Origin of the sequence: Thermohalobaculum sediminis, assembly GCF_023487995.1 — a bacterium.
Taxonomy (GTDB): domain Bacteria; phylum Pseudomonadota; class Alphaproteobacteria; order Rhodobacterales; family Rhodobacteraceae; genus Thermohalobaculum; species Thermohalobaculum sediminis.
The window spans coordinates 123561-147938 of the sequence record NZ_JAMFKN010000005.1; the positions used below are offsets into that span (position 1 = coordinate 123561).

The following is a 24378-nucleotide window of genomic DNA, read 5'->3' on the forward strand; positions in this document are numbered from 1 at the left end:
GATCGCGTCGCGCGATCTGAGGGGCTGCGGCAGGTTCATCGGCGGTCTATGCTCCTGCCCGGACAGGGGTCGGAAGAGGTGGCAGGGATGACGGCACCCAAAGGATCGTGGTCATCGGGCGGGCGGCATCGCCGGCCCGCGTCGCGCGGCGGGGTCGGGCGGTGAGCGCGGCCGGCCGCAGCGTCGTGCTGACCGGCGCGTCGGGCGGCATCGGCCGGGCGCTGGCGGTCGAGCTTGCCGCGCCGGGGGTGGCGATGCTGCTGACCGGGCGCGATGCCGACCGGCTCGCATCCGCCGCCGAGGCCGCGCGCGCGCGTGGCGCCGAGGTCGAGGCGGCGGCGCTCGACGTGACCGACGCCGCGGCCCTTGCCGCTGCGCTGGCGGCCTTCGACGCGGCGCACCCGGTCGATCTGGTGATCGCCAATGCCGGGATCTCGTCGGGCCGCCCGCCGGGGATGGCGGCCGAGCCGCCGGGAGCGATGCGCCGGCTGGTCGAGATCAACCTGATGGGCGCGGTCCACACCGTCGAGCCGCTGATCCCGGCCATGGTCGCGCGCCGGTGCGGGCGGATCGCGCTGATGGGCTCGCTGGCCGGGCTGAGGCCGCTGCCGGACATGCCGGCATACTCGGCCACCAAGGCCGCGCTGCGGGCATGGGGGACAAGCCTGCGCGGGGCGCTCGCGCCGCACGGGGTGGGCGTCACCGTGATCTCGCCGGGCTTCGTGACGACGCCGATGGCACAGCGCCACCGCGGCCTCAAGCCGTTCGAGATGGACGCCGCCCGGGCCGCGCGCATCATTGGCCGCGGCCTTGCGCGCGGGCGCCCGCTCATCACCTTCCCGCTGCCGCTGGCCGCGCTGATCTGGCTGGGCAACCGCCTGCCGCCCGCGCTCTCGGACCTCGCGATCCGGGCGTTCCGCGCCGAGATCGAGGCCGAGGGCGGCGCCGGGACGGGCGAGGGGCGCTGACGGCGGACCATGCCCTCAGCCCCTCAGCGCCGCGAGGCGGGCATCCACCTCGGGGATCAGCCGCGCCAGCGTCGCCACGGCATGGTCGATCTGCGAAGGGACGTGCTCGGAGGTCACGAAGAAGCGCAGCCGGGCAAGCTTCTCGGGGACCGCGGGATAGATGATCGGCAGTGCGCTGATCCCCGCCTCGTGCAGCAGGTGCGACGCCAGCGCCGCCCGCATCGAATGGCCGAGGATCACGGGCGTCACCGCCGTGCCCTGCGCGTGGCCCGTGTCGAGCCCCGCGGCGCGCGCGGCAGCAAGGAAGTGCTGGCCGTTCGCCCGCAGCCGCGCGACGCGCTCTGGCTCGCGCAGCATGATCTCGAGCGCCTTCGCCGCCGCGGCGGCGAGCGGCGCCGCGAGGCCGACCGAATAGACGAAGCCCGGCGCGTTGAAGCGCAGGATGTCGATCAGCGCCTGGCTGCCAGCGATGTATCCCCCACAGGCGCCCAGGGTCTTGGACAGCGTGCCCATCCAGATCTCGACGCGCCGCGGGTCGATGCCCTGCGCCTCGGCGATGCCTCGCCCGGTCGGCCCCAGCACGCCGAGGCCATGCGCCTCGTCGACCATGAGCCAGGCGCCGTGGCGGTCCTTGATCTCTACGAGGCGCGCGAGGTCGGGGCTGTCGCCGTCCATCGAGTAGAGCCCCTCGACCGCAATCAGCACGTTGCGATGCTGGCCCCGGACCTGTCCCAGCCGCTCGTCGAGCCAGTCGTAGTCGTTGTGCGGGAAGACGAGGCGGTGCGACCCCGACAGCTTCGCCCCCTCGCCGATCGAGTTGTGCGAAAGCTGGTCCATCAGCACCAGGTCCTCGCGGTCGACCAGGGTCGCGAGGGTCGTCACGTTGGTGGCGTGGCCCGAGACGAAGGCAAGCGCGCTCTCGGCGCCATGGACCGCGGCAAGGGCCGCTTCGAGCGCCCGGTGGCCGGGCCGCTCGCCACCCACCAGCCGGCTCGCGCAGGCCGAGATGCCCTGGGTCCGCATCGCCTCGGCGGCAGCGGCCACGACCTCGGGGTGGCCGTTGAGGCCGAGATAGTTGTAGGACGCGAAATTGAGCCGTGGCGCGCCATCGATCGCGAGCTCCGGCTCGGGTGGCCCGTCATGCAGCCGGAAGAAGGGCGACGTCATGCCCAGCATGTCGGCAGCGGCGCGGTGCAACGTCATGGCCTGGTAGCGCGGGAGCGTCGAGAAGTCGAAGGCTGCCGCCGGGGCCGGCGCGTCCTTCGGCACGTCCGCGCTTGCCGCGCCCCGCTGGCCCGCCCGCCCGCGATGGGCTTCCCGCAGATGGCTGATGAGGGCTGCGCGGGCCTCGCTCACTGCACCCTCCCGATCCGCTTCGCCCGGGCGCGGAGCTCCTCGACCGTGTGCTCGCCCACCTCGGCGTCGCCATGCTGCGCCCGCAGGCGCTCGACGGTGGCGTCCGCGGCGTCCGCCGGCCCGCCCGCGCGGAGCTGGTCGAGCACGCGGCCCGCAAGGTCGGCAAGGCTCATCTGGTCGCCCAGCGTCGTCAGCGGCAGGCTGATGCCCAGCTCCTCCTCGGCCGACATCTTGAGATCGACGGCCATCAGGCTGTCGAAGCCGAGGCTCGCGAGCGGCCGGTGCGGGTCGATCGACCCCTCGGGCTGGCGCAGGATCCGCGCGCATTCGGCCGTCAGCGCCTCGACGATGCGCGCACGCGCCGCGCCATCGTCGAGCCCCGCGATCTCGGCCGCGAGGTCCTGCCGCGCGGCGCCGCCGCCGCGACGGGCACGCTCGACCCGCTCGAAGAGCGGCGTGTCGAGCAGCGCGAGATCGCCGGCAAGGCTCGACCAGCGAATCGGGGCATAGCGAACCACCGGCCCGGCCGCGGGGTCGTCGAGCAGCGCGCCCAGCCCATCGAGCGCCTCGGCAGCCGTCAGCAGGGCGCCGTCGAGGCGACGCTCGATGAAGGCGCGCTGCGCCTCGGCTCGGGCGAGATAGCCGCGGTCCGAGATCGGGCCCCAGCCGATCGCGAGGCCCGGCAGCCCCTCGGCCCGGCGGTTGGCCGCGATCGCCTCGAGCGCCGCGTTGGCCGCGACATAGGCGGCCTGTCCGGGATTGCCGAACGCGGTCGAGATCGAGCTGTAGAGCACGAAATGCCGGGGCGAAAGCGGCCGCGTCAGCCGGTCGAGCAGCGCCGCGCCCTCGGCCTTCGGGCGCATCACCCGCGCGACCCGCTCGGGGCCAAGCTCGGCGAGAGGCGCGTCGTCGAGCACCATCGCGGCATGGATGACGCCCTCGAGCGGGCTGCCCTCGGCCTCGATCCGGGCGATCAGCGTCTTCATCGCCTCGCGGTCCGAGGCATCGACGGCCAGCGCCTCGACCTGCGCGCCAAGGGCGGCCAGCTCGGCCATCACGTCCTCGCCGCCCGCCTGCGGCACGCCCCGCCGCCCGGTGAGCCACAGGCGCCGCGCGCCGCGGCGAGCCAGCCACAGCGCGGTCGCGAGCCCGAAGCCGCCAAGGCCGCCGACGATGAGCCAGCTTCCCTTGCCGGAGACCGCGGGGCGCCGGGCGGGCGCCGCGGCCGGGGCGGCGGGTGGGCGCTCGGGCCGGATCACGATCTTGCCGATGTGCTCCGAGCGCTGCATCAGGCGGAACGCCTCGACCGTCTCGGCCGGCTCGAACACCTGCACGGGCGGCGGCACGAGCGTGCCGTCGGCAAAGCCCTGCATCAGCCCCGCGAAGAGCCGTCGCGTGAGGCCCGGCCGCGCCCGGACGAGCTGGTCGGCATCCACCCCGAAATAGGCGAGGTTCTGCCGGAACGGCCGAAGGCCCAGCCGGCTGTTGGCCACGAAGTCCTGCTTGCCCAGTTCGACGAAGCGCCCGAAGGGGGCGAGGCATTCGACCGAGCGCGCCATCGCCTCGCCCGCGAGCGAGTTCAGGACCACATCCACCCCGCGCCCGCCGGTCGCGGCGCGCACCTCGTCGGCGAAGGCGAGGCTGCGGCTGTCAAACACCGCCTCGGCGCCCAGCAGGCGCACCAGCGCGCGTTTCGCCTCGCGCCCGGCGGTGGCGAAGATCCGGGCGCCGCGGGCGCGAGCGATCTGGATCGCCGCGAGCCCGACCCCGCCCGCTGCGCCGTGGATCAGGACGCTTTCGCCCGCCTCGAGCTTTGCCAATTCCACCAGCCCGTATTGCGCGGTGAGGAAGATCGCGGGCAGGCCGGCCGCTGCCTCGAGCGCGACCGCGTCGGGCAGCGGTGCCGCAAGCCCCGCGTCGAGCGTCACGTGGCTGGCGAAGGCGGCGGGCGCAAAGGCGACGACGCGGGTGCCCTCGGCAAGCCCCGCGCCTTCGCCGGCCCGTCGCACGATCCCCGCGCATTCCATGCCCAGCTTGGCGCCCGCGAAGCCGTCCTCGAGCACCTCGGGCGGCAGCAGGCGCTGTGCCCACATCACGTCCCGGAAGTTGAGCCCGGTGGCCGCGACCTCGATCTCGACCTCGCCCGGGCCGGGAGCGCGGCGCGGCGCGGGCATCCAGCGCAGCGTGTCGAGCGAGCCCTCGCGCGTCATGCCGAGGCGGCGGCCGGCCTCGGCGCCGGCGCGCGCGTCCGCGGCGGCGAGGCCGGGGTCGGGCAGGGCGCAGAGCCTTGGTGCAGCGAGGCCCTGCGCATCGAGAACCAGCTCACGCTCGGGACCCGGCGCCGTGATCAGCCCGGCGAGCTGCGCCGCGGCCGGCGCGAGGTCGAGCCCAGGGTCGAGATCGATCTGCCGGATGGTCCAGCCGGGATGTTCGTTCGCCATGACGCGCCCGAAACCCCACAGCGCGGCATCGGCCGGCTGGCGCGAAGGCGCGCGCATGCCCGGCCCCGCCGGACGGTCGGCCGGGCGGCCGCCACGGGTGATCAGCCAGAGCGCGCCTTCCGCGCGGGTGGAGGCGACGAGCCGGCGGCCGAGCTCGATCCGCCGGTCGGTGCCGCTTGCCCGCGGATTGGCGGGCCAGGCAATGATCCCCACCTCGCCGTCACCAAGCCGCGGGTCCGCCGGGCCGGGTCCGCTCGCCTGTTGCGGCGCCATGCGAACCTGCCAGCCGCGTGCCGTCAGCGCGGCGCCGAGGGCTTCGGCAAGGCCGGGCTCGGCGGCGTCGTGGAAGATCGCGGCCGCCGGCGGGGGCGTGCCGTCGTCGGCCTGCGTTCCTTCCGCCGGCGGCGCGGCCTCGGTCGCCGCGGGCCTCCGGGCAACCGCGATCGTGGCATGCGTCTCGGCCCTATCGAGCGGCCAGCTTCCCGCGAGCCTCAGCCCCGCGCGGATCATCGCGGCGCCCAGCCGGGTCCCGTCGAGGCGGGGGCCGCCCGCCCTGCCGTCGCGCCACCAGTCGGCCGCGAGCCCCGCGGACAGGTCGGCGGCAAGCTCGCCCGCGCCTTCGACGGCGACGATCACGCCGCCCGGTGCGAGCAGCCCGGCAAGGCGCGCCCGCCCCGCTGCATCGCCGCGCCACAGGGCGTCGCCCGCGAGGATGACGTCGAACGGTCCCTGCAACGCCTCCCATGGCGTCACCCGCATCGCCGGCAGCGGTGGGAGCTCGAGCGCGAGCTGATCGCTCACCCGCCGCGCCGGATCGCTGACCGCCAGCGCGGTCAGCGCCGGCAGCGCGGCCAGACGGCAGGCGAGATCGGGCGGAATGTCGCCGAGGACTAACAGCGCGAGCCGTCGTCCCTCGGGCCACGAGCCGCCAATGTCGAGGCCGATCTGTCCGGCGGCGGCCCAGAGCGCCCGGCGCGCCGGCGCGTGCCGCGCGACAGGGGCGGGACCTCCCGCCTCGGGCAGCGCGTCGAGCCCCTCGCGCAGCGCCCGGTCGAGCGTGCTCGCAAGGCGCATCAGCCCCGCGACATCGGCCGCGCGCGCCGGTGCCTCGGCGATCAGCGCCTCGACCAGGGTGGCGAGCGGGGGACAGGGGCATTCGGGCACGAGCCCGAGCGGCGCGTCCGCCGCGCCGGATCGGGCGGGCGGGGCGGCGGCGTCCGCCTCGGGCCCCGGCGCGTCGGCCGGGATCGCGGCGCCATCCGCCTCGAGGGTCGCGACGAGTTGGGCGTAGAGCGCGCGGGAGGCCGGATGGACGCCCGGCATCGCGGCGCGCCCGAGGCGCCGCGCGGGTCCGGCGAGGCGCTCGAGCGCATCCCATGCGATACGACGGGCCGCGGCATCCGCGAGCAGGGCGCCGCTGTCGGGCTCGGCCGGCTCGTCCGCCGCGGCGAGGCCCAGCGCGGCGATCCGCGCGGCCGGCTCCTCCCAGGCGGGCGGCAGCTTCACCGGCCCCTCGGGCACAGCCTCGGCGGCCAGCGGGATCAGGGTCTCGTGCCAGGCGACGGGGCCATCGCGGCGCGCGCGGCTGGCGCGGACGCGGCGCAGCCTCAGCCCCTCGATCCGGCAGAGCGTGCGGCCCGCCGCGTCGCTGAGCGCGAGATCGGCCTCGGCGCCGAAGTCGCTGAGCCGCGTGAGCTCGACCTGCGCCCGCGCCGCGATGGCGGGGCCCCCGCCGTCGCATCCGTCGCCGGAGGTGACCACGCGGCCGAGCCGCACGGGCAGGAAGGTTCCGTCCTCCGCGAGGCCGCGCTCGCGCATCGCGCCCCCGATCAGCGGAAAGAGCGCGTGGAAGGCGGCATCAAGGCTGGCCGGATGCAGCACGAAGTCGCCCGCCGCGCGCGCATCGGGGGCCGCGAGCTCGGACAGGGCGCCACGGCCCTCGGCCCTGAGGCTGCGCACCAGACGGAAGGCGGGGCCGTAGGCGAGCCCGGCCTGCGCCATCATCCGGTAGAGCCGCTCGCCGGTCCAGGACAGCCGCTCGTCGGTGACGGCATCGCCCGGCCCCTCGGCCGATGTCGCGGCGGCGGGCGCGGCGGCGCGGCGGATCGTGCCGCGGGCGTGCAGGCGCCAGTCGTCCTCGCTCCCGGCCGACCGGCTCTCGATCCGCAGGAGGCCCGTTTCGCGCTCGATCTCGGTGCGCACCGAGATGAGGCCGCCCGCGTCGAGCACGAGGGGTGCGAGGATGTCGAAGTCGCGAAGCTCGAGCGCGCCGGTGCCGAGGCTCTCGCGCCCGGCGGCGAGGGCGATCTCGGCGAAGCCGGCCGCGGGCATCACCGCGTTGCCGTCGACGGCATGATCGGCGAGCCATGGCAGCAAGATCGCGTCGATCTGCGCGCGCCATGCGCCCTCGCCCCGCCGCGGGCGCCAGCCGAGCAGCGGGTGATCCGGCGCGTGGCCAAGCACGTCGACCTCCTCCGAGGTCATCGCGGCACGGTGGACGGCGTGCTCCCAGGGGTAGGTCGGGCGATCGTGCCGGGCCGGCAGGACGGGGCCGAAGAAGCGCACGTCATCCACCGGCGCGCCATGCGCGACCGCGCGGGCGGCCATCGCCGCCACGGACAGCGGCTTGCCGGGGCCTTCCATGGTCGCGAGCACCGCACCGGCCCGCCCCAGCGCGCGCAGCGTGTCGGTGACATAGGCCTGGAGCACCGGGCGCGGCCCGATCTCGACGAAGAGGGTGCAGCCGAGGGCGTCGAGCGTGCCAAGCGCCTCGCGGAAGCGCACCGCCGAGCGGGCGTTGCTCCACCAGTGTGCCGCGTCGAGGGTCGCGCCGTCGACCTGCGTGCCGGTGGTGCCGGAGATGAGGTCGACGCCCGCCGCGCGGGGCGCGAGCCCGGCCAGGCCCTCGATCAGTTCCTCGCGGATCGCCTCCATCTCGGGGCCGTGATAGGGGTAGGCGACCGCGAGGCGCCTGAGCGCCATCCGGCGCTTGCGGGCGGCGCGGGCGAACTCGTCGATCGCCGCCGCCTCGCCCGAGATGGTGACGCTGCGCGGGCTGTTGTCGCCGGCCAGCGAGAGCTTGTCCGCAAGACCGCAGTCGGCGATCGCGGCGACGACATCCGCCGCCGGGGCGAGGACCGCCGCCATGCCGCCGCGACCGGCAAGCGGTCGCACGGCGCGGGCGCGCACCCGGATCAGACGCACGGCGTCGTCGAGTGCGATCGCGCCTGCCGCCCAGGCGGCCGCGACCTCGCCGACGGAATGGCCCGCGACCGCGGTGGGGCGCAGGCCGCGCGCGGCCAGCGCCTCGACCAGCGCGACCTGGATCGCGAAGATCAGGGGCTGGGCGATCTCGCTCTCCTCGATGCGCGCGCCGAGGCCGGGGTCCTCCAAAAGCCCCGCGAGGTCCGCCGCCGGCTCGTCGTCGCCCGCTTGCTCGGCGAAACAGCGCGCCACCCGGTCGAAGGCGCGGCGGAACGCCGGATCGTCCGCGTAGAGATCGCAGCCCATGCCGGGCCATTGCGCGCCGTTCCCGCAGAACAGGAACACGGTCCGCCCCGCCCGGTCCGCGGCGGTGCCGCGCACGGCTTGCGCGGGCTGCGCGCCCGCGGCGAGCGCCGCAAGATCGGCGGCGAGCGCCGGCCCGTCGCGTCCCAGCAGAACGGTCCGGTGGCGATGCCGCGGCATGCGGTGCGCAGCCGTGGCGGCCAGCGCCTCGGTCTCGGCCGGCGTCGCCGTGGCAAGGCGTTCGGCCCAGGCCGCCACGAGCCGCGCAAGGCTCGCCTCGCTCGCCGCGCTGAGGATCAGGGGGGGAAGGGCCGCGCCCGCGTCGATCCGCTCGGCCGGCGGAGCCGGGCGCTCGTAGGCCGTCGCCGCGCGCAGGACGGCATGGGCGTTGGCGCCGCCGAAGCCGAAATTGTTGACGCCGGCGATCCAGGCCTCGCCGTCCGCCCGCGGCGCGAGGGGACGCGCCTCGGTGGCGACCTCGAGGCAAAGCTCGTCGAGCGGGATGTTCGGGTTGACCTCGTCGACATGCAGGCTGCGCGGGATCGTGCCGTGCTCGAGCGCGAGCGCAGTCTTGACGAGGCCCACGAGCCCCGAGGCGGGTTCGAGATGCCCGACATTCGATTTGGCCGAGCCGATCGGAAGCGGCCGCGTCCGGCCCCGGCCCAGCACCTCGCCGATAGCGCGCGCCTCGATCGGGTCGCCGACCGGCGTGCCGGTGCCATGCGCCTCGATGAAGGCGATGCGGTCGCGGTCGATGCAGAGGCGGCCGTAGATCTCGCGCAGCAGCGCCGCCTGCCGCGCGCCCGAGGGCAGGGCGAGCCCCATGGTCCTGCCGTCGGAATTGATCGCGGTGCCCATGAGCACGGCGCGCACCGGCTCGCCCGCGGCGCGCGCGGCGTCGAGGCGGCGCAGAACCACGGCGACGGCGCCTTCCGCCCGCACATAGCCGTCCGCGCCGGCGTCGAACGCCCGGCACAGTCCGCTCGGCGACAGCATCGCGGCGCGCGAGAAGCCGACGAAGTTGAACGGCTGGAGGATCGCGTTCACGCCCCCCACGATCGCGGTGTCGATCTCGCCCGCCGCGAGCGCCTGCGCCGCATTGTGCAGCGCGTAGAAGGACGAGGAGCAGGCCGTGTCGACAGTGTAGCTGGGCCCCTTGAGGTCGAAGGCGTGCGAGATCCGGTTCGAGAGGATCGACAGCGTGTTGCCGGTCATGAACTGCGCGCCGATCGCGGCCGGGTCGCTCGCGAAGCGCTGGGAGTGGTCGATCGAGGAGGCGCCGACATAGACGCCGGTGCGGCTCTCGGCGAGCACGTCCGGGGTCAGGCAGGCCGCGTCGAGCGCCTCGTAGGCGGTCTCGAGCAGCATCCGCTGCTGCGGGTCCATCTGCGCCGCCTCGCGGGCCGAGATGCCGAAGAAGCCCGGGTCGAAGCTCCAGATCCCGTCGACGAGACCCGCCGCCATGGTGTAGCTGCGCCCCGTCGTGCGGCGGTCCGGATGCAGGAAGCGCCCGGTGCTCCAGCGATCGGACGGGATCGGGCCGACGGCGCAGCCCTCCTCGGTCAGGAGGCGCCAGAACGCCGCATCGCTGGGTGCACCGGGCAGGCGGCAGGCGAATCCCGAAACCGCGATCTCGACCGTTCCGGCATCAGGCCGCTTCGTCATCCTGGCATGCCCCTCACCGGAAGGCTCCCCCGATCCGCGCGGACGTCGCTGCCCGCAGTGTGGCATTGGCACCAACTCCACACCAAATGCTTAACCGTTTGTGAATGGACGCTCCGCAACACCCTCGAGCGGTTGGATCTGCACTGGGGCCGCGGCTGCCGACGCGCCCCGGTCCTTCATCGTGCCGAACGCCACGCTGCGTCAGTTTGCACCTTCAGCCTAACCGTCGGCCGCGTCGCTTCAAGCACATTATTGCCTGGCGGTGCAATCCGTGACGCGACGGTTGACCGCAGAGCCGCCCCGCGGGTTTACTTCGTGGCGCCGGCCCGGGCGGGGCCGGGAGCGCGCGGAGATCCCATGTCGGACGACACAGATGACCCCGCCGCGGCACCCGCGACGGGTCCATCCGGGCGGGGTCCTCGGGACGGACCGGAGGGGGCTGAATCACGCGTCGGGGAAGTCGTGATGGAGGCGCGCCGCCTGACGCGGGGCTATGGCCGCAAGATCGTGCTGTCCGACCTGGACCTCACGCTGCGCGCGGGCGAGGCGGTGGTGATCCTGGGGCGCCGGAATGCCGGCAAGAGCGTGCTCGCCCGCGTGCTCGCCGGCGTGACGCCGCCGGATGCGGGCCATCTCCGCAGCGCGGCCCCCGTGGCGCCGCTGGTCGGCTCGCCCATGGGCTTCGGATCGACGGCGAGCGTCGAGCGCGACCTCGGGCTGAGGGCCGCGGCCTACGGCATCTCGACGCGCGATCACATGGCCGACGTGGCGGCGCTGCTGGACGATCCCGACGTCCTGCGCCTGCCGTTCAACCGGCTCGACGGCGTCTCGCGGGTCCTGCTGACCTACGGGGCGAGCTACCTCACGCCATCCGACATCTACATCGCCGACGCAGTACCCGTGCCGCAGGTGCCCGCCGCGCAGGCCCGGATCGGCGCGCTGTTCCGGGCAGCGCGGCAGCGGGCGGCGGTGCTGTGGCTGGTGTCGGCGGCGGGCGGGCTCAGGGCGCTGGCGCCGGACCGCTGCTTCGCGCTCGAGGATGGCCGGCTGCACCAGCTCGCCGGGATCGACGAGGCCGAGGCCCGCTTCATGGCGCGCAACAAGCGGGTCGCAGACAAGGCGGAACCCGAGGAGTTCGCTGCTGATGACGATGAAGACTGATCCCGCGCGCCGTTTCCGACGGCGGCCCGGCTAGGGCGTGCGAATCGACGCGAGCAGGATCCGCCCGATGATCCAGATCAGCAGCGCCGCGCCGAACATGATCAGCACCTCGAGCCAGCGCAGCGGTTCGATCGACCACACCGCCGGGCGCGGCGGCACGAAGACGACCAGTTGCGCCATGCTGAGCGTCGCGTTGGCGCGTGCCTGCTGCCGCATCTCGAGCGTCGTGATGTAGCTGTCGCGGGCGATCTCGTACTCGCCCTGGAGCCGCTCGAAGACGCTGAGCTGGCCCGGCAGGGCCGAGCCGGGGCTGCGCCCGCCAAGGGCAGCCCGCTCGACTGCGACCTGCGCCTCGAGGCTGGCGATGCGGTCGGTCAGCACCGGGATCTGCGGCGAGTTCGGGACATTCTGCAGGAGCGAGCGCAGCCGGACCCTCAGCTCGGTGATCTCGGAGGTCAGCGTCGCGATCACCGTCGAGCCGAGCTCGGCCGTTTCGGTGGGCGAGACCACCTCGTTCTCGCGCCGGAATGCCTCGATGGCATCGAGCGACTGGCGCAACCGCTCCTCGGCGACGGCGAACTCGCCCTCGACATAGGCCAGCATCTCGTTGCGGGCCTGCTCGGAGAGATGATCGACCAGGATGCCGAGCTCGGTCACCAGCGCCCTCGCGACGGCGTCGGAATCCTCGGGCGTGAAGAGGGCGATGCTGACGGTGGTGATGCCGGTGACGACGTCGAAGCGCACGTCGACCGCGCCGTCCCAGAACTCGATCAGCTCCTCGGGCGGCAGGTCGGGGCTGTAGCGGCGGATCGGGTCGTTGCCGTCGCGCCCCAGCATCTCGCGCAGCGGCAGCGTCGCCTCGACATCCGAGAAGGCCGCGAACGAGCGCAGGTAGTCCTCGAGGATGAAGCTGTCCGCGGCCGCCTGCAGGGCCGAGCCCGCGCCCATCGAGCGCGAGACGGCGTCGCTGTCGGCCGAGAAGCTCGCCGGCCCCCCGCGCACGGCGTAGCGGAACTCGGTCACGTAGCGGTCGGCCGCGATCAGGTAGTAATAAGCGGCGGCAAGCAACGTCGGCAGCAGGACGAAGGCGGCGAAGCCCGCGATCGGCCAGAAAATCTCGCGCGCGCGGGGGCCCGCCTTGCATGGCTGCAGGCTGCGTTCGGGGAGGATCGCGCCGGCGCGCTCGGCTTTCATGGCGTCTTCCGTCCTCCGTCCCGCCGGTTGGGGCATTTCCCGGCTGGCGCGAGACACCCCCCGCCATCTCGCCGCTCGCCCACATTCTAGTCCTTCGACCGCAACGCTTGAACCGGGCATTTCGTGCCGATATGGATCAGCTCAGGCAATGCGGAACGCCTCGGGGGCACCTCGACTTGTATGGAACCTCGCCAGCCGGATCAATCGCGGTTCGCCTGAACCTGATCTGGACGCTGATGTGGCACAATTTCGTGCCGCGCTCGAGCCGCGAGGGAATGATCCTCTTCTGGGTCTTCATCGAGCCGGCGGCGCAGCTCGCGATCCTGATGGTCCTGTTCACGATCATCGGCCGCAATGCGGGCTATGGCACCAGCTTCGCGATGTTCCTTCTGAGCGGGATCTCGGTGCTCAACCTCTACACCACGACGTCGTCGGCGGTGATGGGGGCCGTCACGAAGCTTGGCAACCCGCGGCGCCTCGCGACGGTGGGCATGTTCGCGCCCGCGCTTGCCGTGGCCGGGTTCCGGCTCACGATCGCGGTGGTCTCTACGATCGTGCTGTTCCACGCGGTACGGCAGGTGCAGCATCTCGAGTCGCTGTCGATCGATATCGTCGCATGCGTCGAGGCGTTCTTCCTCACCGCGGTCATGGGGCTCGGGATGGGCATGGTGCGCGGCTACTCGCGCATGTTCGTCCCGATCTTCGACCGGGTCTATGGCATCGTCTCGCGGGCGCTCCTGTTCATCTCGGGCGTGTTCTACGTGCCCTCGTTCCTGCCGCCCGCGTTCCGCGAGTACCTCGCCTGGAACCCGGTCCTGCACGCGATCGACTGGTTCCGGACGGGGATCTACGCAAGCTATCCCGAACTCGTACTCTCGCGCGGCTATCTCATCGGGTTCGCGGTGGGGTCGGTAGCGCTCGGCATGGCGTTGATCTGGCACGACCGGCGTCGGATCCTGCAATGACGCGGGCGATACGCGGCCCCACCGCCGTCGCGGCGATGCGCGAGGGACATCCGCCTGCAAGGGAAGCGGCGGCGGCGGACCCCGCCGCGCGGGTGGTGGCGCCCGCTGCGCGCAAGTCCCTGCCCGACGCGATGGTCATCGCGGCCTTTCCGCCGGGCGCTGGCGCCGCGGGCGTCCTCGGGGCCGAGGTTGCCGCATCGCTCGCCCTCATTGGCCATCGGGTCCGCGGCGTCTGCATCGCCGAAGCAGGCGGCGAGGCGCATCTTCGGCTCGATTTCGCGACCGCTCGCGGCCTGCGCGGCTTCGAGCGCGACCTGGCGGGCCGACATGCCGAGGTGCTGGTCATCGACCCCGCCGTGCTGATGTTCCGCGTCCCGCGGCGCGCCGTGCATGTCATCGTCGCGGCGATCCAGCTTGGTTTCCTGTGGCGCCTGCTGCGCGGCGCGCGGCGTGTCGTGCTGGTCCGCCGCGAGCCACGCGGCTTCTGGCCCACGCGCTCGCTCGCGCGCCTCGTGCTGGGGCAGCGGCGCGCGGTTGTCCTCGACCCCGAGGCGAGCTTCGCGGCCCGCCATGTGGCGCTCGCGCGGGCGCTGGGGGGTAGTGCCGCCGCCATGCCGTGCGACGACGGCGGCATTGCCGCCTCTCTCGCCGGGCTGGGGCCCGAGACGGCGCCGCCCGCAACCGCCCGGCTGATCGCGGAAGCCGCGGCCATCGCGCGGCGCGAGCATCCCGCCGCCTGCGCGGCGATCGGGCGCGAGGCGGCCCGGGCGGCGCCCCCCGGCGGCGGCGGGCATGATCCGGCGTCCGCCGCGGCGCCGCTCCCGCGAGACCTTGCCGCCATCGCCGAGGCGCCGGACCCGACATGGTCGGCGGGCGGCATCCGCGTCACACGACTGATGGTGCACATGCGGGCCGCGCTGCGGGCGCTGCCCGGGCTCAGACCCGGCCGACCGCGCGCGGCGCGGCGTCTCGTGGCCTGGTCCGAGGGACCCATGCGCCGCCTTGCCGGGCGCGGGCTGCCGCATCTCCTGGGCGGCGCAGGCGCACCCGCCGCGGCGGGTGCGCGCCTGTCGGGCCGGGTCGAGGCCTGGTGGAGCAGGCTGTCCCGGCACGGCGATCTCGCCGCGCCCCTGGCCGCCGCCCCGGCGCCGGACCCCGCCGAGGTCGAGGCGCTTGCGGCCGCCCTCGGCCCAATCGCGGACGCCATCGCCTCGGGCGATGGGCTGCCGGCCATGGAGGCGCAGTCCGACGGCATCCTCGCCTCGCCCGTGGCGGCAGGCGCCGGCGCGCTCTCGGGCCTCGAATTCGCGCTTGGGCTGATGTCGGGGGCGATCGACGCCGCGCCGGACTGCGGCGCGGGCCGACATGCGGCGGCGGCGCGCGAGCTCGTCGCCGGGCTTGCCGCGCGCCGGCCGGGCCTCGCCCGCTTCGCCACGGCCGCGCCCGCTCGCCCTGCGCCCGAGATCACGCTGATCGGCTTCACCGAGGGGGGCTCGGGGCTTGCCGAGAACATGCGGATGACCTGCGCGGCACTGGGCTTTGCCGGACTCCGTCCGGTGGTGCGGAGTCTCGAGCAGGGGCTCGCCCGTGCCGAGGGGCCGCGAACCCATGGTGGCGAAGCCGCGCCCCCGGCGCTGTTACGCCAGGCGCGGCTGGTCCATGTCAATGCCGACCTGGTGCCGCAGGTCCTGCTCGAGCCCAGGATCGCGGCCGGGCGCGACGCGCTCAACATCGGCTTCCTGCTCTGGGAGTTCGGCGCGCTGCCCGAGGCGCACCGCCTCGCGCTCGACATGCTCGACGAGGCGTGGTGCCCGACCGAGTTCGTCGCCGATGCCTATCGCGCGGCGGGCAGGCTACCGGTCCACCGCATCGGCAAGGCCGTGACGCTGGGGGCGGTCGAGCCGGTCGGGCGCGCGGCACTGGGGCTCCCGGAGGGACCCTTCCTGTTCCTCGTGACGTTCGACTTCCACTCCTCGGTCGAGCGCAAGAACCCGCTCGCGGCGGTCCGGGCCTTCCGCCGCGCCTTCCCGCCGGCGCGCCGCGACGTCTGCCTGGTGATCAAGACCACCGATCCGGCGCGGGGCCACTGGGGCGATCCGAACCGGCAATGGCAGGCCATCCTCGACATCGCGCGCCATGACGCGCGGATCGTGATCCTCGCGGGCTTCATGCCGCGCTCACGCTATTTCGCCCTGATGCGCGCGGCCGACTGCCTGGTCTCGCCGCATCGGGCCGAGGGCTTCGGCTACAGCCCGGCGCAGGCCATGCTGCTGGGTCGGCCGTCGATCGTCACCGACTGGTCGGGCACCCGCGACTTCTGCACCGAGGCGACGAGTTTTCCGGTGCCCGCCAGGCTGATCCCGGTGCGGCGGGACGAGACCATCCTGCTAGTCGACGGCGCGGTCTGGGCGGCGATCGACGAGGATGCGCTGGCCGCGACCATGCGCGAGGTCGCCGGCGACCCGGCCACGGCCGGGCTGCGCGCGGCGGCGGGGGGCGACCTGATGCGGCAGGACTATTCGTTGGCCGCGCAGGCGGCACGCTGCCTCGGACGCCTGCGGGCGCTGGGCATCGTGGCGGAGGCGGGATGAGGGCGGCCGACGCGCCACGCACGCTCAGGGTCGCCTCGCCCCGCCTGCTGCGCCAGCGGCGGCTTGCGCGCATCCTCGAGCTTGCCGGCTGGCAGGTGCGCCCTGGCATGGCGACGGGGCAGGGGGAGACGGATGCGCGATGGTGCGGGCAGGGTGCGGCGCGCGGCATCGCGGGGCTTGCCGCCCCGCTGACCGGCGCCGGGGCGTTGTGGATCTGCGACGGCTTCCTGCGCTCGATTCAGCCCGCGGCGCTTGGCGCGGACGCCCTGTCGCTCCTGCTCGACCCGCTGGGCTCGCCGCATGACCCGACGCGCGCGTCGGCGCTCGAGCGGATGATCGAGGCCGGGAGCGGGCTGGACGACGCGCTGCGCGCACGTGCCCGGGCGGGTGCCGCGCGCCTGCGCGAGCTGGGCCTGTCCGCGGTTTCGCCGCTGCCGCGCCGGGCGTGGAACCTGCCCCGGCCCGGACATGTCCTGGTGATCGACGAGGCGCTCGACGACCCGGTCGCCCGCGCCGGCGGAGCCACGCGCGCGGCATTTCGCGCGATGCTGGCCGCGGCGCGCGCCGAGAACCCCGGCGGGCGCATCGTCATCGCGGCGCCACCAAGCGGAACAGGGCAACTTTCCGGTGTCGCACTCGGCGGTGACGAGGTCGTCGTCGAAGACACCAACCCGTGGGACCTGATCGAGGGCGCGGGTCGGGTCTATGCCGTCACCGCGCTCGCGGGCTTGCACGCCGCCCTCGTCGGGCGCGAGGTGGATCTGTTCGGCCTGCCCTTCTATGCCGGCTGGGGCTTCACCCGGGACAGGCTCGGCTGCCTGCGCCGGACTGCGCGGCGCAGCGCCGAGGAAGTGTTCGCCATCAGCCACCTGCTCTACCCGGTCCATTACGACCCCTTCGCCGACCGGCTCACGGGCTTCGAGGAGACGGTCGAGACGCTTGCCGCGCTCGCGCCGCGCCAGCAGACGCGGCCGGGACGCGAGGTCTTCGTGGGCTTCCATCGCTGGAAGCGCCGGGGCGTGCTGCGGTTCCGCCCGGCGCATGCCCGCCCGCCGGTGTTCGAGGCGAGCCTTTCGCGCGCGGCCCGGCTGGCGGCGGGCGAGGGGGCGCGCATCTGGGTCTGGGCCAGCCGCTTCGAGCCCGAGACGCTCGCCGCCCTGCGCCGTCGCGGTACCGTCATCGGCTGTGTCGAGGACGGCTTCCTGCGCTCGGTGGGCCTCGGCGCGCGGCACATCGACGCCGCGTCGCTGGTGTTCGACCCCGACGGGATCTACTACGACCCGGCCACGCCCTCGCGTCTCGAGGCCCTGATTGGCGAAGCGGCGGGCTTCGCGCCGGACGACCCGCGGCTGGCGCGCGCCGCGCGGCTGCGGGCGGCCGTCGTGGCCTCGCGCGTCACCAAGTACAACCTCGCAGCACCTGGCCTGCCCGAGTTCGAACCGGGGCGCCGCGTGGTTCTCGTGCCGGGGCAGGTCGAGGACGACGCCTCGATCCGCCGGGGCACGTCCGAGGTGCGGACGAACCGCGACCTTCTTGCCCGCGCGCGCGCGACGCACCCCGATGCCATCGTGATCTACAAGCCGCATCCCGATATCGAGGCCGGCCTGCGCCGCGGCCGGGTGCCCGAAGACGACGCGAGACGGCTCGCGGACCATGTGGCGCACCGCGCCTCGGCGGATGCGCTGATGGGCGCGGCCGACGAGGTCTGGACGATGACCTCGCTCATGGGTTTCGAGGCGCTGATGCGGGGCAAGGCCGTCACCACGCTGGGGGCGCCGTTCTATGCGGGCTGGGGCCTCACGCGCGATCTGGGGCAGCCGCCCGCGCGGCGGCAGGCGCGGCCCTCGCTCGATGCGCTGGCCTGGGCCGCGCTGATCGCCTACCCGTCCTATGTCGACCCTCGCTCGGGCCTGCCTTGCGAGCCGGAACTGGTGATCGAGCGGCTTGCCGGCGGCACGGTGCCGCCGCTGACGCCGGGCGCGTGGCTCAGCGCACGCGCGCAGGACGCGATGGCGGCGCTCGGCCTCGTCTGGTGGCGCTGAGGCGGCTACTCGACGACGGTGACATAGGCGACGATCGAGCCACAGCGGCTGTAGTCGCTCATCATCCGGACATTGCTGAATGTCTCGCCCGTCGTGCCGGGCGCGAGGCTGCGGATCGGCACCTCGATGCGGCGCAGGTCGAGGCCCGAGTCGATGAAGGGGTCGATCAGCACGACCGCCTCATCCCCGCGCCGCTCGACAGCGACACCCAGCGTGCTGCGCCCGTCGTTCATCCGGGCGGTGGCGCGCGCGGCGCCGGGCCCGAGCGCCACGCGGACCGGATCGATCGTGCCGAGAAGCCGGCAGGACGGGTGAAAGCCCCGTTTCCAGTGGAAGGTGACGCGCAGCCTGACGGTCTCGGCCGCGCGGCTGCCCGTGGTGGGAGGAAGCGCCGCGACCGCGGGCTCGTCGCGCGCCGGCGGGGCGGGGTCTGCCGGGGCGGCTGGCGCAGGCGCTGGGCGGTTGGCTGCCGCGGTCGCGCCGCCGGGATTGAACACGAAGTTGCGCGTCATCGACGAGCTGTCCCACGGCGTCTGCGCCCCGCCCGTGGCCTCGATCACGTCGATGCGGACCTGCTTGAACACCTGCTCGATCTGCACCCCGGGCCGCGTGATGGCGCGCGCGAGTGCCGCCGTATAGGGGCTGTTGCGGCCCGTGCCGTCGGCGGCCACGTCCCCCGGCGCGGTGGCATAGGCGATGAAGCTGCCGGGCGGCGCGCTCATCCGTGCAAGCCCGCGCTCGGCCGAGCGGAAGCCGCGCGAGAAGGGGTTGTTGCGGCAGGCGTCGAGCACGACGATGTTGATCGAGTTGCCCGCGCTCTCCATCTGGCCGAGCACCCAGTCGGCCTCGACCGCCTCGATCGCGAGGTCGGATTCGTCGCGCACATCGACGCCGGTGGGGATCAGGTAGTTCTGCCCCGCTGCCTGCACGCCGTGTCCGGCATAGTAGAACAGCCCCACCGCCTCGCGCCCGGCGTCGCGCAGGCGCCTGCCGAAGTCGCGGATGGCGCGCTTCATGCGGTCCTCGTCCGCATCGATCAGCAGCGTCGTCTCGAAGCCCAGCTTCTCGATCCCGGCGGCGATCAGGCGCGCGTCATTGGTCGGGTTCGGCAGCGCGCCGAGGTTGCCATAGCTGCCATTGCCGATGACCAGAGCGTGGCGCGGCTCGGCGCTCGCGGCCGTCATCGTCCCGAACGCGAATGCGAGCACGAGCAGGAAACGGAACATGGCGCCCCCCGACGCAGCCTGCGGTCGCGGAAAGCTTACCGCATCGGGCGGCCCGGGAGAACCGCGGCCGCCCGGTCAGACGATCTCGACGCCGAACTGTGCCGCGATATGGGTGACGTGCTCGAACAGCGACAGCGCGAAGGTCTGAGGGACGAACATGTCGAAGCCGCCACCCCGTGCCAGCACCGTGACGCCGACGTGATGCAGGCCGCTCGATGCGACGGCGCCCTCGGGGAAGGCCTGCGGGCGAAGGTCGATCGGCAGGAGCCGCGCCATCACGTCGACCGCTCGCGCCCCCTCGATCCGGATCGCGGTGCGGGCGTGGGAGAAGTCGAGGAGCGTGCCGTCCGCCGCGTCGAGCGCCGGGCGCGCGATCTCCGTCCCCGCGACCAGCCACCATTTCAGCGGCTCGACGCGCAACAGCGTCGCGGCCGAGCCGAAGGCAGCCGTGCCCGGTCCCGGCGCCGCGGCGGTGCCTGCCGCGCCGGCCGCTGCGCGGCCCGCCTGTTCCAACCGGTCGGGCCAGGCCGAGACCTGCCAGAGGCTGGCGATTCCGCGCTCGGACAGGCGAATGGCGGGGCCGCCTTCGCCCACCGGGCCGATGATGCGCGGCGCGAGCGCGCGCGCGAGGCTCGAGACGCGCTCAGGCATGCATCCGCTCTCCCTTCGGGTCGAACTGGTGGGGCGAGGCCACCCGCACGCGGGTCTCACGCCCGCGGATCGGGTCGGCGATGACCACGGTCTTGCCCTCCCACGCCGCGGGGCCGCCCGCGACGAAGCCGATCCCGAGCCAGCCGCCGCCCAGCGCGGGCGCGGCCGTCACGCCGGTGATCCAGCCGATGCCGTGGCCGCGCACCTCGCCCTCGCGGCAGACGATGGCGCCGATCGAGAAGGTCTCGCCCTCGGTCACCGGCATGAAATGGGCAACCTGCGGGCGGTCGGGGCGGGCCATCTCGGGACGCCCGCTCAGCGCCTTGCCGATATACGGCTTGGTCTTCGAGGCCATCCGTCCCAGGCCGCAATCCCCGAGCGTGGTGCGCCCGTCGAGTTCGGCGCCCGTGACATGGCCCTTCTCGATGCGAAGCGCGCCCAGCGCCTCCATGCCGTAGGGGCCGCCGCCCTCGGCGCGCACGGCCTCGATGAGCGCGGCCCACATCGCGGGCCCGAAGCCTGCCGGCGCATAGACCTCGAAGGCCAGTTCGCCCGAGAAGCTGATGCGCGCCACCATCACCGGGATCTCGCCATCCGCGACGCGGAGCCGCGCATGGATGATGCCCATGAAGGGCAGCCCCTCGTTCGAGACATCGCCCGCCGCCAGCGCGCGTCCCAGCGCAGCCCGCGCCCGCGGGCCCGCCACGGCCACGCCCGCCCACTGGTCGGTGGCCGAGGCGACGTGGACCCTGAGCGCCGGCCAGCGGAAGGCCAGAAGGTTCTCGAACCAGGCCATCATCTTGGCGGCATTCGCGGTGGTGCAGGTGACGAGGAACTCGTCCTCGGCCAGCCGCCAGGTCACGCCGTCGTCCATCACCACGCCATCGTCGCGCAGGTTGACGCCGTAGCGGCACTTCATCACCGGCAATCTCGCGAAGCCGTTAACGTAAATTCGGTCGAGGAACTCGGCCGCATCCGGCCCCTGCACCGCGATCTTGCCCAGCGTGGTGACATCGACCATGCCGCAGGTCTCGCGCACCATGCGGGCCTCGCGCACATAGGCCGTGTTCAGATCCTCGCCCGGGTGGGCCGGGTGCCACCAGGCGCGCTTCCAGAGGCCTGCGTCGATGAACGCCGCGCCGGCGTCCGCCTGCGCGTCGTGCATCGGCGTGCGGCGCTCGGGCTGCCAGTGATGGCCGCGTGCGCGCCCGGCGAAGGCGCCGATCGGCACCGGAGTGAAGGGCGGGCGGAAGGTGGTGAGGCCGGTTTCGGGCACGCTCTGGCCCAGCGCATCGGCGAGCAGCGCGAGCCCGATGACGTTGCCGACCTTGCCCTGATCGGTCGCCATGCCCAGCGTGGTGTAGCGTTTCATGTGCTCGACGCTGGCATAGCCCTCGCGCGCCGCCTGGCGCACGTCCGCCGTGGTCACGTCGTGCTGCGGATCGACGAAGCTCTTGAGCTTGAGGCCCTCGACGGTGACTTCCCACAGCGGGCGGATCGGCGCTTCCCAGCCGCCGGACGCGGCGGGGGCGGCCGCCTTCGGGCGCCGGCTGGTCAGTGCCTCGACCGCCTCGGCCGCGGCGGCACGGGCGTTGGCGATCACCGCGTCGGTCTGCCAGATGCCGCGCGCGGCACCCGCCAGCGCAACCCCCGCCGGCGTCGCGCCCGGCAGGAAGCAGGCAAGTTCGTCCGACCAGGCGGGCTTCGGGCCACGGTGGCTGACCAGGTGCACGGCGGGCGACCAGCCGCCCGAGACGCCGACGCAGTCGCAACCCAGCTCGCGCTCGGATCGCGCCTCGCCGCCGCGTCCGGTCAGGCGCCCGATCTGGAGCGCGCGCACGCCCCTGCGCCCGCGCGCCTCGATCGGCACGAATCCCGCCATCAAGCGCACGCCCTCGGCCTCGGCCTCGGCGGCGAGCTGCTGGGGGGGCACCTCGCGCGCATCGAGCAAGGTGGTCGAGACACCCGCCCGCGCGAGCGCGAGCGCCGCGGGATAGGCGCCGTCATGGCAGGTCGCCACCACCGCCCGGCTGCCCGGCGCCACGCCGAAGCGGTTGACATATGTCTCCATCGCCCCCGCGAGCATGACGCCGGGGCGGTCGTTGTTGCCGAAGGCGACAGGCCGCTCGATCGCGCCGGTGGCCAGCAGCACGCGGCGCGGGCGGACGATCCGCAGGACGCCGCGCGGCGCCTGCGGGTCGGGATTGGCGAGATGGTCGGTCAGCCGCTGGTAGACGCCGACGACATTGCCGTCATAGAGCCCGAAGGCGGTGGCGCGCTTCAGGACCCGCACGCGCTCGAGCGATTTGCACGCCGCCCCCAGCCATTCCGGCGCGGCCCGTCCCTCGACCGTCTCGGCCGACCCGATCAACCGCCCGCCCAGGCCGAAATCCTGCTCGACCAGCATCACGTCGAGCCCTTCCTCGGCCGCGAGCCTTGCCGCCGCAAGCCCCGCCGGCCCCGCGCCCACCACCAGCAGGTCGCAGAAGTCATGGGCGATGTCGTAGTGGTCGGGGTCGGGGTCGCGCGACGCGGTGCCCATGCCGGCGGCGCGGCGGATCAGCTTCTCGAACTGCATCCAGGCCCAGGTGCCCCGGCCCGGCCCCATGAAGGTCTTGTAGTAGAAGCCCGCCGCGAAGAAGCGGCTAAGGAGGTCGTTGACCTCGCCGATGTCGAAGCGCACGCCGGGCCAGGCGTTCTGGCCCTCGGCCTTGAGCCCGTCGAACAACTCGATCCCGGTTGCCTTCTCGTTCGGCACGCGCCGGGCGTGTCGCCCGGTGGTGACGATGGCGCCGCCCTCCTCGGGCCCCGCCGACATCACGCCGCGCGGGCGGTGATACTTGAAGCTGCGTCCGACCACGCGCACGCCGTTGGCCAGAAGCGCCGAGGCGAGCGTGTCGCCCGCGAGCCCGGTCAGCGTCAGCCCGTCCCAGTCGAACCTCAACGGCCGGGCGCGGTCGACCGTGCCGCCCTCGCGCAGTCGATAGCCGCTCATGCCTCGCCCCCCGACAGGGCCGCGCGGATGGCGGGGTTTGCAAACCGCGCCCCGGTGATCTCGTGCGTGAGCGTGTCGCGCTCGACGATCAGGTGGGCGCGGCAGCCATAGAGATGGTGCCACAGCTCCTCGGCCGGGCCGCGCGGATTCTCGCGCAGGAACACCGCCTCGAACCACGCCTCCTCGGGCGCGTCGAGCGGCGGGTAAGTCACCGAGGCGTCGCCCTCGTAGGAGAACTCGGCATGGTCGCGTGGGCCGCAGAAGGGGCAGGGGATGCGGAGCATGGGCCTTCCTCAGTGCAGCTTCGGCGTCGGGCCGGTGGTCTCTTCGTCGATCAGCCGCCCCTCGCGGTAGCGGCTGAGCGTGAGCCTGGCGTTCGCCCAGTGTGGTGCGTCATGTGCGATCGTGTGCGCGAAGCAGTAACCCGAGCCCGGCGTCGCCTTGAAGCCGCCATAGCACCAGCCGGCGTTGAGGTAGAGGCCGGGAATGTCGGTTATCGTGATGAAGGGCGAGCCGTCCATCGACATGTCCATCACCCCCGCCCACTGGCGCAGCAGCTTGACGCGCCCCAGCGCCGGCAGCACCGCCATGCAGCAGGCCGCCACGTCCTCGTAGATCGGAAGGTTCCCGCGCTGGGCGTAGGACGGATACATGTCGAGATGCCCGCCATAGACCATGCCGCCCTTGTCGGATTGGCTGATGTAGAAATGGCCGACGCCGCCATAGACCAGCACGCAGTCGAGGAAGGGCTTGATCGGTTCGGACACATAGGCCTGCAGCTTGTGCGTCTCGATGGGGAGCTTCCCCAGACCCGCCTTGTGCGCCAGCACCGAGGTGTGGCCGGCCACCGCGAGGCCCACCTTCTCGGCCCGGATGGTGTATTCGCGCCCGCCCTGGACCGCCTCGACACCCACGATCGCCCCGTCCTCGCGCACGAAGCCCGTGACCTCGCATCCTTGGATGATGTCGACGCCGAGCGCGGTGGCCGCCCGCGCGAAACCCCAGTTGACGGCGTCGTGCCGCGCCGTGCCCGCGCGCGGCTGGACGTAGGCGCCGAGCGGGGGGAAGCGGCCCTCGAAGTCGAGATGCGGGATGCGCCTGCGCAGCGTGTCGCGATCCCAGTATTCGCCGTCGATGCCATTGAGGCGCATGATGTTGTACTTGCGCGCCGTCATGTCGCGATGCCCGGGCGAGAACACCAGGTTCACATGCGCGCGCTGGCTGAACATGACATTGTAGTTCAGCTCGTGGCTGAGGTTCTCCCACAGCTTGAGCGAGTGCTCGTAGAACTCGGTGTTGCCTTCGATGCCGTAGTTCGAGCGCACGATGGTGGTGTTGCGCCCGGCATTGCCGCCGCCGAGCCAGCCCTTCTCGATCACCGCGACGCGGCGCACCTTGTGGACCTTGGCGAGGTAATAGGCGGTCGCGAGCCCATGCCCGCCGCCGCCCACGATGATGACGTCATAGGCCGATTTCGGCTGCGGACGGCCCCAGACCGGCTGCCAGTTCTTCTGGCCGGTCAGCCCGCCCCAGAGCACAGAGAGCGCATTGTAGCGTTGCATCAGGCGTGCCTCCCTCGGGCCGGGCCCCGGACCTGATCCGGGGCCACGCCGCAT

At 73.6% G+C, this 24378-nt stretch carries 13 protein-coding genes; 5 read left to right on the forward strand and 8 right to left on the reverse strand.

The genetic code is table 11. The features are described 5' to 3' along the window. Nucleotides 1-161 precede the first annotated feature (161 nt). Nucleotides 162-968, forward strand: coding sequence for an SDR family NAD(P)-dependent oxidoreductase (locus M1105_RS12005; RefSeq protein WP_249580610.1), 807 nt, complete (start codon nt 162-164; stop codon nt 966-968). A gap of 15 nt (nt 969-983) precedes the next feature. Here M1105_RS12005 and M1105_RS12010 read toward each other — a convergent pair whose 3' ends face one another. Together M1105_RS12010 and M1105_RS12015 are read right to left on the reverse strand one after the other, a co-directional pair. Further along, a complete protein-coding gene (locus tag M1105_RS12010) occupies nt 984-2324 on the reverse strand; it encodes an aminotransferase class I/II-fold pyridoxal phosphate-dependent enzyme (RefSeq protein ID WP_249580611.1) in 1341 nt (446 codons plus the stop codon). Beyond that, entirely contained in the window at nt 2321-9937 is a 7617-nt protein-coding gene (locus M1105_RS12015) for a type I polyketide synthase (RefSeq protein ID WP_249580612.1), read from the reverse strand. The genes M1105_RS12010 and M1105_RS12015 overlap by 4 nt, the downstream gene beginning before the upstream one ends. 465 nt (nt 9938-10402) lie before the next feature. On the opposite strand from M1105_RS12015, the gene M1105_RS12020 reads away from it, so the two are divergent. Beyond that, on the forward strand, nt 10403-11098 hold the full coding sequence (locus M1105_RS12020) for an ATP-binding cassette domain-containing protein (protein ID WP_249580613.1): 696 nt from the start codon (nt 10403-10405) through the stop codon (nt 11096-11098). 30 nt (nt 11099-11128) lie between these two features. Here M1105_RS12020 and M1105_RS12025 read toward each other — a convergent pair whose 3' ends face one another. Next, nucleotides 11129-12292, reverse strand: coding sequence for a hypothetical protein (locus tag M1105_RS12025; RefSeq protein WP_249580614.1), 1164 nt, complete (start codon nt 12290-12292; stop codon nt 11129-11131). 176 nt (nt 12293-12468) lie between these two features. Here M1105_RS12025 and M1105_RS12030 point away from each other — a divergent pair, with 176 nt between their 5' ends. Genes M1105_RS12030 through M1105_RS12040 form a run of 3 tightly spaced genes read left to right on the forward strand, consistent with a single transcriptional unit; the run spans nt 12469 to nt 17890 of the window. Then, the gene (locus M1105_RS12030) at nt 12469-13257 is read left to right on the forward strand and encodes an ABC transporter permease (RefSeq protein WP_249580615.1); all 789 of its coding nucleotides are present in this window, start codon (nt 12469-12471) and stop codon (nt 13255-13257) included. Beyond that, the gene (locus tag M1105_RS12035; RefSeq protein WP_249580616.1) at nt 13254-15848 is read left to right on the forward strand and encodes a glycosyltransferase family 4 protein; all 2595 of its coding nucleotides are present in this window, start codon (nt 13254-13256) and stop codon (nt 15846-15848) included. Before M1105_RS12030 ends, M1105_RS12035 begins: the two co-directional genes overlap by 4 nt. Beyond that, nucleotides 15845-17890, forward strand: a complete 2046-nt coding sequence (locus tag M1105_RS12040) for a capsular polysaccharide biosynthesis protein (RefSeq protein WP_249580617.1) — start codon at nt 15845-15847, stop codon at nt 17888-17890. The genes M1105_RS12035 and M1105_RS12040 overlap by 4 nt, the downstream gene beginning before the upstream one ends. Nucleotides 17891-17895: 5 nt before the next feature. Here M1105_RS12040 and M1105_RS12045 read toward each other — a convergent pair whose 3' ends face one another. From M1105_RS12045 to M1105_RS12065, 5 genes are all read right to left on the reverse strand, one after another. Next, nucleotides 17896-19116, reverse strand: a complete 1221-nt coding sequence (locus M1105_RS12045; protein ID WP_249580618.1) for a caspase family protein — start codon at nt 19114-19116, stop codon at nt 17896-17898. 75 nt (nt 19117-19191) lie between these two features. Beyond that, a complete protein-coding gene (locus M1105_RS12050) occupies nt 19192-19767 on the reverse strand; it encodes an aminomethyltransferase family protein (protein WP_249580619.1) in 576 nt (191 codons plus the stop codon). Beyond that, the gene (locus M1105_RS12055; RefSeq protein WP_249580620.1) at nt 19760-22762 is read right to left on the reverse strand and encodes a sarcosine oxidase subunit alpha family protein; all 3003 of its coding nucleotides are present in this window, start codon (nt 22760-22762) and stop codon (nt 19760-19762) included. The genes M1105_RS12050 and M1105_RS12055 overlap by 8 nt, the downstream gene beginning before the upstream one ends. After that, nucleotides 22759-23046 (reverse strand): sarcosine oxidase subunit delta, encoded by a 288-nt coding sequence (locus M1105_RS12060; protein WP_249580621.1) that lies wholly within the window; start codon nt 23044-23046, stop codon nt 22759-22761. Before M1105_RS12060 ends, M1105_RS12055 begins: the two co-directional genes overlap by 4 nt. 9 nt (nt 23047-23055) lie before the next feature. Then, nucleotides 23056-24324: a sarcosine oxidase subunit beta family protein gene (locus tag M1105_RS12065; protein ID WP_249580622.1), complete on the reverse strand. Its 1269-nt coding sequence runs from the start codon at nt 24322-24324 to the stop codon at nt 23056-23058. Nucleotides 24325-24378 lie beyond the last annotated feature (54 nt).